Genomic DNA, 12,366 nt, shown 5'->3' on the forward strand with positions numbered 1-12,366 from the left:
TAGAAAAGTCAGATTTCAAATTGAAGAAAAATTTCAATTATTACTTTGAAATGCAAAGTACTTTACATTATATTTGTCACAGGCTTAAGCAAAGCCTTTCTTTTTAATTATAAACTTTGAAATACAAAGTACTTTATATCCAAGCAATCATGATAGAGGAACAATCACCAAAACAAACAACATTGGGCTGGCTCAGGGAGTCGGCAACATTTAAATTGATCTTTATCGGGCTATTGGCGCTTTTACTCTTAATTCCATCAGCCTTCGTCCAAAACCTGGTGACCGAACGTGCAGTCAGACAGGGTGAAACGGCCAAAGAGGTATCAGAAAGCTGGTCGGCCAGCCAGATTATCAAAGGCCCGATATTGGTTATCCCTTATAAAAAAGGAATAAATATGACCGACACCACTAAGCAGGCGCTTATAGAAAACCTGTATATACTCCCCGACAACCTTCACATTAAGGCAGGCCTTACAACACAGCTTAGGCACCGGGGCATTTTTGATGTAGCTGTATATAATACGCAGGTAAAAATAAGCGGCAATTTTGCCAAACTTGATCTCTCCTCACTCGGTATAAATATAAACCAGCTCCTTTTAAATAAAGCCAGGTTTGAATTTAGTGTGAGCGACCTGAAAGGTTTGAAAAGCAACCCGGTTATAAAAACCACTCAACCCATACTTGGCGCCGAGCCTTCATTTGAATCCGTATTTGGCAATGGTTTGCAAGCCGGTGTTGACCTTTCAGCAATAAACAATAACGAAATTCCATTTGATTACACGCTTGATCTGAAAGGCAGTGAAGGATTAAGCTTTTTACAAATGGGTAAAACTACCGATGTGCGGGTAAATGGCAACTGGAGCAGCCCGAGCTTTGATGGCAATTTCCTCCCCGATGATTCTAAAGTTGATACCAGCGGCTTTAGCGCCAGCTGGCGGATGATGTATTACAACCGGCCATTCCCGCAACAGTGGACCGGTCAGCAAAAAACGTTGGATAACGACAAAAAACTGGAAGAGGCCACTTTTGGTGTAAAACTTCGCCTCCCGGTTGATCAGTACCAGAAAACCATGCGTACCAGTAAGTATGCTATATTCATTATCCTCCTTACCTTTATATCTCTCTTTTTAACTGAGGTTATCCGCAAACAACCGATACATATGTTCAACTACATATTGATTGGCGCGGCTATGGTTATTTACTATACGCTGCTGTTGTCGTTTTCTGAGCAGGTTGGCTACAACATAGCTTATCTTATTGCCTCTATGTCAACCATAGCACTTATATCCGTATTTATATCATCCCTGCTAAAAAACGGGAAGGCGGCGTTACTGTTCGCTTTTATTTTAGCGGTGTTTTATGCCTTTATTTTTGTCATCATTCAACTGGAAGATCTTGCCTTAATGGTTGGCAGTATCGCGCTGTTTATCATTATAGCCGTGTTGATGTACTTTTCGCGCAAGATAAATTGGGATAAAAATTAAGCATTGCATATACCAATCAGCAAAGTTTTCATAAATCTTTACTGATTGGTAATTAAACCTTATACCGATTTGGTTTTTAGTTTAAAAATTACTATGTTAGCATAGTAATTTTTTGTTTTATGAGCCGCGAACTAACAGAACTTTCCGACCTGATTGATGAGCAATTTGAGATAGAAGATATTACCGTTGACGATAATATGGTTAACTATCTGCTAAGTTTATTTGCTTAGAGATCCTGCTTAAGATCGTAACGTCTTTTAAAGGCGACCGGCTTTCTTTTGTCCCTCCTCTCCCATTTTCAGGATTAAATAAATAGGGTTAACTTTGCAGCCTGATGAGTAAAGCTAACAAACCAAAGTTTTTTGAGAACGTACAGATCATTGACATTGCCGAAGAAGGCAAAGGCGTAGGCAAAGCCGATGACTTTGTGCTTTTTGTAGATAAGGCCGTACCCGGCGATGTGGCAGATGTACAGGTATACCGTAGTAAGAAAAACTTCGGCGAAGGCAAGATCACCGAATTAAAACAAGCTTCTGAATACCGAACGCAAGCTTTTTGCGAGCATTTCGGCACCTGTGGTGGCTGCAAATGGCAGCACATGACCTACGAGGCCCAGCTTAAATTCAAACAAAAATCGGTTGTCGATGCTTTAAGCCGTTTGGCCAAGATCAACGTTGAAGGTATCATGCCTATCGTGCCTTCGCCGGCCGATAGATATTACCGCAACAAGCTTGAATTTACCTTCTCCAACAAACGCTGGCTTTACGATGGTGAAAACAAAGAAGATGGTACACTGAACATGAATGCTCTGGGTTTTCATATTCCGGGCAGGTTTGATAAGATCCTGGACGTAAACCATTGCTATCTGCAGGCCGAACCATCCAACGGCTTACGCAATGAGATCCGTGATTTTACCATTCAACAGGGTTATACGTATTACGATCTGCGTAATCACAGCGGTATGCTCCGCAATTTGGTTGTACGTACCTCATCAACCGGCGAGATCATGGTGATTGTAGTTTTCGCTTACGCAGAACAAAGCGAGATTGATAACCTGATGAGCCACATTGACGCCCGTTTCCCGGAGATCACTTCCTTACTCTACATCGTAAACCAGAAAAAAAATGATACCATATTCGACCAGGATGTGATCGCCTTTAAAGGGCCCGAATACATCCACGAAGAAATGAACGGCATCAAGTTCCGTATAGGGCCTAAGTCATTTTACCAGACCAACTCTGTACAGGCACTTCGTCTGTATGAAATAACCCGCGATTTTGCGGGCTTTAAAGGCGATGAATTGGTTTATGACCTTTACACCGGCGCCGGCACCATTGCCAACTTTGTTGCCGGTCACGTGCGTGAAGTTGTTGGTGTTGAGTATGTACCAACTGCTATTGAAGATGCTAAGGTAAATTCGGCCATTAACAATATCACCAACACCAAGTTTTATGCGGGTGATATGAAAGATGTATTGGTGGCCGATTTCGTAGCTGAGCATGGCAAGCCGGATGTGATCATTACCGACCCACCACGTGCAGGCATGCACCCTGATGTAGTAGCCCGCTTAATGGAAATTGAAGCTCCTAAAATTGTTTATGTAAGCTGCAATGCCGCCACCCAGGCCCGTGACCTGCTGGTGCTAAAAGAAAAATATGATACGGTTAAAATTCAGCCGGTAGATATGTTTCCGCATACCCAGCACGTGGAGAATGTGGTGTTGCTTGTTTTGAGAGATTAGAGGTTAGAGGTTAGAGATTAGTTTTTCTTAGCGTATGGTTCATTGTTGATAGTTCATAGCTATGATGTTTAAGAATCGGTACGATCACAAAAACAAATCGGTGTAATCCCAAAAAAATCAACGAAATCAGCGTAATCAAAAAAATCAACGGTCATGAACCCTGAAGAACTGCTTAACGAAGGAAATGAACGCAACAAACCGGCGGCTGATAGTCCGCTGATAAGTTTGGAGCGTGACCTGAAATATTTTAACGACTCAATTAAAGAAATAGCCGAAGAGATCATTAACGAAGGACTCTCTTCCTACCCTATTTTCATAGCTCATCAGCACGAACTTAGTTTAGGCGAATTAATCCTTGATCGTCATGATTTAAACTCGGAATGGAGTATTCATGCTTCTACATTGGAAGAATTTGTAGAACGAGACGTTATAAAGCCTGTACTGAAAGAACGCTTTGTTAACAGCTACAAAGATCCGTACCAATTTATGTGCGTATTTGTAGTGGTTCCCGAAGGCGCAAACTTTGTGTTTTTCCCTTACGCTAAGTAAGTTTTATTTATATAAATTTGAGACGTGCGGGAAATAAACCTAATGTAGTTTTATCACCATTCCGCATAAAAGCTCTTTTAAAAAGAGCAACAAATAATGCTGATAAAAATGCCTGAAAAAAAGCTTCTCATATTAAATAAGCAACAGATCCAGCAAAAGCTCGACAGGATGGCCTACCAGATACTGGAGGACAACTTTGACGAGGATGAAATATTGATAGCCGGTATCCTGCCGCGTGGCAACCACATTGCCGAGCGCCTGAAAACCATCCTCGATGGCATTGCGCCTTTCAAAAGCCGCCTGCTTACTATCGAACTTGAAAAACAAAGCAGCAGCTTAAGCGCCAATATTGATTTTGAGGTAGAAGAATGCAGTAATAAAGTGGTGATACTGGTTGATGATGTGCTGAACAGCGGTAAAACCCTTGCTTACGGCTTTGGTGTATTTTTGGATGTTCCGCTGAAAAAGCTCCGTACCGCGGTATTGGTTGACCGCAATCATAAAAGTTTCCCTATCACTACGGATTTTGCCGGTGTAGCCCTTTCAACCGTTATCAAAGAGCATGTTGATGTAGTGCTTGACGAAGAAGACGGTGAAGAGGATGCGGTTTATTTAAGGTAGGATGAATTCTGTCTTATTCAACTGGTTTTTATTCAATAAATCATTTTATAGAGATCGTCATTACTGTAAGAAGTACGAAGCAATCCGGCATAAGCAGAGCAGCAACACAAAGGTTATGACACTTTCCTCTTCTTGGTTTTTATAATTAAAAAATGGCAGAAAAGATTAATTATACAAGAGACTGGTGGGAAAATTTATCTGAAGCTGAAAAACGGCATATTGATGCAGGTATAGCCGATGCCGAAAATGGCAGAACTGTTTCTGCAGAAGAGTTCTGGGATAAATTAAAAGGACAAAATGAAGATTTATATTCTTAATTTTGGGCGTTCCTTCGGCCGGGCTTTGCACTTATACTGCACAGGCATTAGCCACTTGGCCGGTACCCGTTTCAATCCCTAACGCAAAAAGAAGGCTCTTTAAATACTCGCCCCCAACGCCTCTTCGAGCTTCTCAACCGACATATCAATCCCTTCAACAATATTTGTTGCCTGCAGGTAGAAACCTTCACGCTCGGCCAGTTTGCCGGTGATAAATTCTACCAGTTCATCGCCTTTTTTCCCTTGCAATACCGGACGAATGGTTTTGCTGTTCTCCAACCTGTCGGCCAGGGTTTTGGGAGATAGTTTTATGTAGAGGGTTTTACCGTTGGCATTCATCCAATCCATGTTATCAAAAAAACAAGGCAATCCTCCGCCGGTTGATACCACGGTATTTTCGGCATATTCAGTTTCTTTCAATACCTGCGATTCCAGTTTACGGAATGCATCCTCGCCAAATGAGGAAAAATATTCGGCTATGCTCATGCCTGCTTTGGCTTCGAGCACATGATCAAGATCAATAAATTCGTAGCCCCATTTGGCGGCAAGTTTGCGGCTCCAGGTTGTTTTGCCACACCCCATAAAGCCCACAATAAAATATTTCATAAAAATTTCTTCAGCTTAATTTTACCCGAGGGTCAATCCAAACATAGATAACATCCACTAGGATACTGATCACCACAAATATAAACGCGATAAACAATATAGAGCCCATCACCACCGGAAAATCCGACATTTCCAAAGCATCAACAGTAGCTTTGCCTAATCCGTTATAACCAAAAATGTATTCCACAAAAAACGAACCTGCCAAAAGCGACGCAAACCAGTTGGCAATGGCGGTAATTACCGGATTCATGGCATTTTTAAGCGCGTGACGATAAATAATCGTCCGGTTACTTAATCCTTTCGCTTTGGCAGTTCGGATGTAATCCTGCCCCAAAACATCGAGCATGGCGTTACGGGTAAGCTGCACAATGATAGCCAATGGCCTTAAGCCTAAAGTGATAACCGGTAATATTAGGTTTTTAAGTGTAATCACTTCGCCTTTAAACGGATCATAGCTATACAAACTGCCCGACATGTTTAAATGCGTGTAATTACTCAGCACAAAACCAAAGATCCAGGCAATAATGATCCCTGCAAAAAAAGAGGGCGCAGAAATGCCCAGTGTTGAAAAACTAATAGCCAGCTTATCAATCCAGGTATCTTTGTTCACCGCGCTTGCCACGCCCAAAAAAACACCGATAATGACAGCGAAGATCATAGCGGCAGCTGCAAGCACCAATGTATTCGGGATCACTTCCATCAATAACGAAGCTACATCCTTACGGGTTTGGTACGAACGTCTCAGGTAAGGCCATTTCAGTGCAAGTACTTTACTCTTGCTTACCGGGAACAGTTTTACATAGCCGTAGCGCTGTTGCTCGTCAGCCGTATTAAGATGGATACCTAATGGGGAAAGATCATTCAGATAATAGGCAAATTGCACCGGTACTGGTTTATCCAGCCCAAACTCTTTGCGTACGGCCTGAAGCGATTGTACGTCGGCGCGCTGCCCCTGGGTCATACGGGCAGGGTCGACAGGTAAAATATTGAACAGGAAAAAAACAACAAACACTACCCCCAGCATTACTGCCAGCCCATATAGTAATTTGCGGAGCAGGTAAGGGATCATTTTGCTATTTCTGTAAGTATTCCTTTACTATGTCTTCGTATTTAGGCACCGAATGATAATGCCACTTATTAATAACGGTGCCATTCTTAATTAACAAAACGCCCGGATTGGAACGCACCATTGATTTCAGCGGAACACCGTCTGCATAAAAGATCTCGCTGATCAGCTTATGCTCTTTGGCAAACGCTTTGGCATCGGCTGCGGAATTTGAGGTGAGTAGCACGGTACGGATATTATAATTATCGGTTAAATTGATTGCCAATGCGTTGAGACGGTTGATCGCATCTTTATCTGTTTCGCTCAAATCATAGGCTACAATGAACAGGCTATAAAAAGGGCTCGAAAGTAATTCTTTGGTATAGTCGTTCCGCTGTTCATCCTGGATAGCCAGGTCACGAATTTTAGGCTCATATCCCTTTTTCACCAGGCGGTTTTCCGGGTCACCAACAACTTCCCAACTGGCGTCCTTCCAGATATTACTTTTAAGATATTCCTTATCGTTCATTACCCTGGTAGCGCCAGTCTTTTTGTTTTTGAGGTGATAGGTAAGTTCAAACTCGTCAAGAGGCGCACCAGGCGGGATCTTCATTTCATCGGGTAGGTTAGCACCTATTTTATATGGCAAAAAATCAATGACCGGCGAAAAGTTGTAGGTGTATACGCCGATGCCAACCGAAACTACGGCAGCGCAGATCAACCACTTATCGCCAACCTTCGCGCTAAATAATGGCTTAATTTCTTTGCGCTTTACAAACAATACCAACACCAAAGCAAGCAAAACCATATCCTTACTAAAGGACTGCCATGGTGTTAAGGGAATGGCATCGCCAAAGCAGCCGCAGGTTTGCACCACTTTAAAAAAAGCCGAATAAAATGTAAGGAAGCCAAAAAAGATGATCAGCAATAACAATCCCCAGGCAACCTTAACAGCGCGGGCACCAATGAGCAAGGCGAAACCCAGCAACATTTCAAGCGCGCATAACACAATAGCCATCGTAAGCGCAAGCCCATTGAGGAAAGTCATATGAAAAACCTCAAAATACTCAACCAGCTTATACGAAAAGCCCAGCGGATCATTGGCTTTGATCGCTCCCGAAAATATAAACAATAAGCCCACCAATAAGCGTGGGATCCATATTACAGCGCTATTTGATGATGTATTTTTCATAAGCTTTATTTGCCCAGATGTATATTAAGCTTGATCAGCGCGAAAACGGCATAGTTCAGCATATCCTGGTAATTGGCTTTTACACCTTCTGAAGCTTCTGTAAGGCCCTGATTATCTTCTATCTGTTTTACGCGGAGCAGTTTCATCAGTATCAGATCTGTCAATGAACTTATGCGCATATCGCGCCATGCTTCGCCGTAATCATGATTTTTGGCAAACATCAGCTCTTTGGTTTCATTCACCTTCTCGTCAAACATCTGGCTCACATGATCAGGGTTAAGCTCGGTCGACATTTCGGGGCCGCATTCCAGCTGCATCATGGCTATCACACAATAGTTAACAATGCCGATGTATTCGCCGGTGATATCATCGCCCACTTTTGAAATTTTTTTCTCTTCTAAAGTGCGGATTCGCTGGGCCTTGATAAAAATCTGATCGGTAATGGATTGCGGACGGAGGATGCGCCATGCGGTGCCGTAATCGCGGGTCTTTTTCATGAAAAGGCCTTTACATATATTAATTACGCCTTCGTATTCTGCTGCTGTATTAGTCAAAAGATGCTATGTTTTGTTTGTTGTAACGTTGTAAAGCTTAAATGTTGGGAGGTTTTGAAGCCTGCGCCTGTAAAGTTAGTTAACTTTACCATATTATAACTTTGCAACACTTAACTAACCGTGACTAAAAATACATTTTTCCGTAAAAAAGTTACACTTAATGCCGGGGGCCGATTGATTGATCTTTCATCACCAAAAGTAATGGGCATTATCAATATAACCCCCGATTCGTTTTTTGCCGATAGCCGCAAACCCGGCGTTGATGAAGCCTTAAAACAAGCAGAAAAAATGCTGACTGATGGTGCAACATTTTTGGACGTCGGCGCGTATTCATCACGCCCCGGAGCGGTTGATATTTCAACACAGGAAGAAACAGACAGGTTATTGCCTGTTGTTGAAGCTATTGCTGCCCAATTCCCGGAAGCTATCATGTCGATAGATACTTTTCGGGCAAAGGTTGCCGAAGCGGCAATAAAAGGCGGCGCGCATATTATCAATGATATATCAGGCGGCATGCTTGATGGTGACATGTTTGCTACTGTTGCCCGCCTGCAAGTGCCATATATTTTGATGCACATGAAAGGCACACCGCAAACCATGAACCAACTGACCGAATATGATGATGTATTTCGCGAAGTGTTTGATTATTTTCTCTCGAAATACAGCGAATTAAAACGGCTTGGCGTACATGACGTGATCCTCGACCCGGGCTTTGGCTTTGCCAAAAAAGCGGAGCATAGCTATGAACTGATGAGCCGGATGAATGAATTTAATATGTTGGGTTTACCGGTGCTTACTGGTATCTCCCGTAAAAGGATGATCTACGGTTTACTGGGGAATACGGCGGAAGAGGCGTTGAATGGTACTACAGCTTTAAATACTATTGCATTGACGAAAGGTACCAATATTTTGAGGGTACATGATGTGAAAGAGGCCGTGGAGGCGGTGAAGATTTGGGAGGCTTGCCAGATTTGAGCTACGGCGGCCGGGAGGCCGCTTGATAGTTTGGCACTCGGCAGGAGTCGAGCGCCGGCGCCTTTTGTTTATTCCCCAACATACACCACGCTGACGCTCGGCTCTTGCCGAGTGTCGACTATTTCGCGGCCTCCCGGCCGCAGTAACCAAAACAAAAGGTCACTCATCAACCTTAAACACAGAGTCAGGATTAGCGCTACTATACACATATGCTATCGGATCATTAACGATCATCGCTTCAACCGGGTTATTATGGATATACTCTGCCTTCTGGTCAAATACTTTGGCAGTTATTAGTTCAGTAGGATGCATGGTCTTTTGCCAAAATTGATATTCGCTGTTTTGTTGAGTGCTGTTCGCGAAGTACCTGAACATGTAAAGCAGCCATTCTTTTCTGCTTTCCGTATAGCTATTAGTTATCAATGCTATAATACGCTTAGCTGTATAACTTTTGAGGTCTCTTATAATTTGCGGAAGTTTTGCTTCCTCCCATTCAATAATCAAATGAATATGGCTACTCATTATACAATAAGCATACACCTTTAAGCCCTTGTTTTTTCTGCAAAATTCCAGGTTATTTAAAAACTCTTCGCAATATTCAGACCGGGTGAAAATATCTATCCAGCCAACTATCGTGAGGGTTACGAAAAACGGGCGATCTGTATTGGCTTTTCTGAATTCTGATATGATTTAGGTTTGATTTTAGGCTTTGACTACGGCCGCCAGAGGCCGCTTGATAGTCGATACTCGGCTGGAGCCGAGCATCAGCGTGTTTTTTTTATATATTTTTTTATTATTCCGCCACCGCTCGGCTCCAGCCGAGTGGTAACTATCCCCAGGCCTCCGGCCTGCTACTCACTATAACAACTTTATATTTTTCTTGCTTCTTAATTCTTAAAGTCCTGATTCTGAAAAGCCCCCTCCATCATTTTCAAAATAGCGTCCACATATTCCCTGTCATTAGCCAGGCGTGGTACCTTATGCTGACCGCCTAATTTTCCTTTTTCTCTCATCCAGTTAAAGAAAGTACCATCAGGTGCGCGGCGTACCATCGGGCGGCGAAGGGCCAGGTCTTTAAAACGTTTGGCGTCGTAGTCAGAATTGATACGGCGCAGGGTTTCATCCAACAGGTCAACAAAACGCTCAAACTCGGCCGGTTTCTTTTCAAATTCAATAATCCACTCATGGGCACCGCATTCATTGCCGTTAAAATAAACAGGAGCTGCCGTGTATTCCCTGATAACGGCACCGGTTTGTGAACAGGCTTCGTCCAATGCACGTTCGGCATTGTCAATGATTACCTCCTCGCCAAAGGCATTGATAAAATGTTTGGTACGACCTGTGATCTGGATCCTGAACGGCGAAAGCGACGAAAACTTAATGGTATCCCCTATCATGTAGCGCCACAGGCCCGCATTGGTTGATATGATGAGCGCGTAGTTTTTGTTCAGTTCCACCTCATCAAGGGTAAGCGTTTCAGGGTTTTCATCGTGAAGGTTTTCGATCGGTAAAAACTCGTAAAAAACACCGTAATCAAGCATCAGCAGCATATCGCCGGGCTCTTTGGTATCTTGTATGCCGAAGAAGCCTTCGGAAGCGTTATAATTTTCGAGGTAATACATATCCTCGTGAGGGATCAGCTTTTTAAACTGCTCGCGGTAAGGTGTAAAATTCACCGCGCCATGGAAATACATTTCCAGGTTGGGCCAAATTTCAAGCAGGTTATTTTTGCCGGTGATCTCCAGGATGCGTTTAAATAACACCAGGTTCCAGGTGGGTACGCCGCTGATACTGGTAACATTAACATCCTTGGTAGCATGGGCTATCTTCTCAATTTTTTCCTCAAAGTTTTCGAGCAGGGCGATGTCTAAATGCGGTGTACGGTGAAATTCGGCCCACATGGGCAGGTTTTTCATGATCACCGCCGAAAGATCTCCAAAGGAAGTATCCGGACTTAACTGACTGATCTGGTGACTGCCCCCAAGTGTTAGGATCTTCCCCGTAAACATACGGGCGTTAGGCTGATTATTGAAATAAATGGTAAGTAGGTCCTTACCGCCTTTAAAGTGGCATTCTTCCAACGCTTCTTCACTTACCGGGATAAATTTGCTCCTGTCGCTGGTAGTACCTGATGATTTGGCAAACCAACGGATCTCTGAAGGCCACAGCACATTTTTTTCACCTTTAAGCATCCGCTCAATGTAAGGCTTTAACGTATCGTAATTTTGTATAGGCACCCGTTCCTTGAACTGGTTCAGGTTTTCGATACTTTTATATTGGTATTTTTTTCCCCACTCTGTATTTTCGGCAACCGATACCAGTTGCTCAAACCATTCTTCCTGCACTTCATTAGGGTACTTCATAAAAAGCTCTATCTGGTGGATACGCTTTTTCATGAACCAGGTAAATACGGAGTTAAAGAGGGTCATAGGGTTATTATTGAGGAAAAACCTTTCGTTTAAGCACAAAGTTTGCCCCAAGATACACTTTCCTCACCATTTCATTCTCAGCCAATACCTCGGGCACGCCTGATTCTAATATTTTACCTTCAAAAAGCAGGTATGCGCGGTCGGTAATCGACAGCGTTTCCTGCACGTTGTGGTCGGTTATTAATATACCGATGTTGCGGGTACGCAGTTTGGCCACCATCGCCTGGATCTCCTCTACCGCGATCGGGTCAACCCCGGCAAAAGGCTCATCCAACAGGATAAAGTTTGGCTCGGCAGCAAGCGCGCGGGCTATTTCTGTACGGCGGCGCTCACCACCCGATAGCAGGTCGCCCCGGTTTTTACGCACTTTGTGCAAGCTAAACTCATCGATCAGTTCTTCCAGCTTATCTTTTTGCTTTTCTTTAGACATATCGCCCATTTCCAGCACGGCCTTGATGTTATCCTCAACCGAAAGCTTCCTGAATACCGACGCTTCCTGCGCCAGGTAGCCTATGCCCTTTTGGGCACGGCGGTACATGGGGTCCTGGGTTATGTTTTCATTATCCAGGTGAATAGTGCCTTCGTTAGGTTTTATCAAACCTACTATCATATAAAATGATGTGGTTTTACCCGCGCCGTTAGGCCCAAGTAAACCAACAATTTCGCCCTGTGCCACATCAAAAGACACGTCGTTAACAACGGTACGCTGCTTGTATTTCTTAACTAAATTATCTGCTCTTAGTATCATTTTTTGTCTGAACCATGATTTATGGGACTCATGGATTACCCTGATATTTAACCGTTGATGATTTTGATTTTGCTGATTCTGTTGATTAAAATTTCAGACTATGAA

The 12,366-nt window shown here is 43.2% G+C and carries 13 protein-coding genes; 6 read left to right on the forward strand and 7 right to left on the reverse strand.

The window, feature by feature from the left end; translation table 11 throughout:
• Positions 1-149 precede the first annotated feature (149 nt).
• From creD to IEX80_RS25800, 5 genes are all read left to right on the forward strand, one after another.
• Positions 150-1,484, forward strand: a complete 1,335-nt coding sequence (gene creD, locus IEX80_RS25780) for a cell envelope integrity protein CreD (protein WP_188834610.1) — start codon at positions 150-152, stop codon at positions 1,482-1,484.
• 334 nt (positions 1,485-1,818) lie between these two features.
• Positions 1,819-3,225 (forward strand): 23S rRNA (uracil(1939)-C(5))-methyltransferase RlmD, encoded by a 1,407-nt coding sequence (gene rlmD, locus IEX80_RS25785; RefSeq protein ID WP_188834611.1) that lies wholly within the window; start codon positions 1,819-1,821, stop codon positions 3,223-3,225.
• A 153-nt stretch (positions 3,226-3,378) separates the two neighbouring features.
• On the forward strand, positions 3,379-3,774 hold the full coding sequence (locus IEX80_RS25790) for a hypothetical protein (protein ID WP_090534162.1): 396 nt from the start codon (positions 3,379-3,381) through the stop codon (positions 3,772-3,774).
• 108 nt (positions 3,775-3,882) lie between these two features.
• Positions 3,883-4,395 (forward strand): phosphoribosyltransferase family protein, encoded by a 513-nt coding sequence (locus tag IEX80_RS25795; protein ID WP_090534299.1) that lies wholly within the window; start codon positions 3,883-3,885, stop codon positions 4,393-4,395.
• 152 nt (positions 4,396-4,547) lie between these two features.
• Positions 4,548-4,712 (forward strand): hypothetical protein, encoded by a 165-nt coding sequence (locus IEX80_RS25800; RefSeq protein ID WP_188834612.1) that lies wholly within the window; start codon positions 4,548-4,550, stop codon positions 4,710-4,712.
• A 99-nt stretch (positions 4,713-4,811) separates the two neighbouring features.
• Here IEX80_RS25800 and IEX80_RS25805 read toward each other — a convergent pair whose 3' ends face one another.
• The 4 genes from IEX80_RS25805 to IEX80_RS25820 are packed head-to-tail and all read right to left on the reverse strand — an operon-like array spanning position 4,812 to position 8,052.
• Positions 4,812-5,318, reverse strand: coding sequence for a shikimate kinase (locus IEX80_RS25805; RefSeq protein WP_188834613.1), 507 nt, complete (start codon positions 5,316-5,318; stop codon positions 4,812-4,814).
• Positions 5,319-5,328: 10 nt separating this feature from the next.
• On the reverse strand, positions 5,329-6,387 hold the full coding sequence (locus IEX80_RS25810) for an ABC transporter permease (protein WP_188834614.1): 1,059 nt from the start codon (positions 6,385-6,387) through the stop codon (positions 5,329-5,331).
• A 4-nt stretch (positions 6,388-6,391) separates the two neighbouring features.
• Positions 6,392-7,555, reverse strand: coding sequence for a BT_3928 family protein (locus IEX80_RS25815; protein ID WP_188834615.1), 1,164 nt, complete (start codon positions 7,553-7,555; stop codon positions 6,392-6,394).
• A gap of 5 nt (positions 7,556-7,560) precedes the next feature.
• Positions 7,561-8,052 carry a DUF1599 domain-containing protein gene (locus tag IEX80_RS25820; RefSeq protein ID WP_090534301.1) on the reverse strand — a complete coding sequence of 164 codons (492 nt, stop codon included), beginning with the start codon at positions 8,050-8,052 and terminating at the stop codon, positions 7,561-7,563.
• A gap of 177 nt (positions 8,053-8,229) precedes the next feature.
• Here IEX80_RS25820 and folP point away from each other — a divergent pair, with 177 nt between their 5' ends.
• Complete coding sequence (gene folP, locus IEX80_RS25825) at positions 8,230-9,084, forward strand: dihydropteroate synthase (RefSeq protein ID WP_229701764.1); 855 nt, start codon at positions 8,230-8,232, stop codon at positions 9,082-9,084.
• 159 nt (positions 9,085-9,243) lie between these two features.
• Here the strand turns inward: folP and IEX80_RS25830 are convergent, their stop codons facing one another.
• The 3 genes from IEX80_RS25830 to lptB all read right to left on the reverse strand — a co-directional run bounded on the left by IEX80_RS25830 (position 9,244) and on the right by lptB (position 12,261).
• Positions 9,244-9,774: an REP-associated tyrosine transposase gene (locus IEX80_RS25830; RefSeq protein WP_308421711.1), complete on the reverse strand. Its 531-nt coding sequence runs from the start codon at positions 9,772-9,774 to the stop codon at positions 9,244-9,246.
• A gap of 197 nt (positions 9,775-9,971) precedes the next feature.
• Positions 9,972-11,513, reverse strand: coding sequence for a GH3 auxin-responsive promoter family protein (locus tag IEX80_RS25835; protein WP_188834616.1), 1,542 nt, complete (start codon positions 11,511-11,513; stop codon positions 9,972-9,974).
• A gap of 7 nt (positions 11,514-11,520) precedes the next feature.
• Positions 11,521-12,261, reverse strand: a complete 741-nt coding sequence (gene lptB / locus IEX80_RS25840) for an LPS export ABC transporter ATP-binding protein (RefSeq protein ID WP_090534174.1) — start codon at positions 12,259-12,261, stop codon at positions 11,521-11,523.
• Positions 12,262-12,366: the final 105 nt, after the last annotated feature.

It is taken from the genome of Mucilaginibacter rubeus (genome assembly GCF_014643835.1).
GTDB classification, from domain to species: Bacteria; Bacteroidota; Bacteroidia; order Sphingobacteriales; family Sphingobacteriaceae; genus Mucilaginibacter; species Mucilaginibacter rubeus.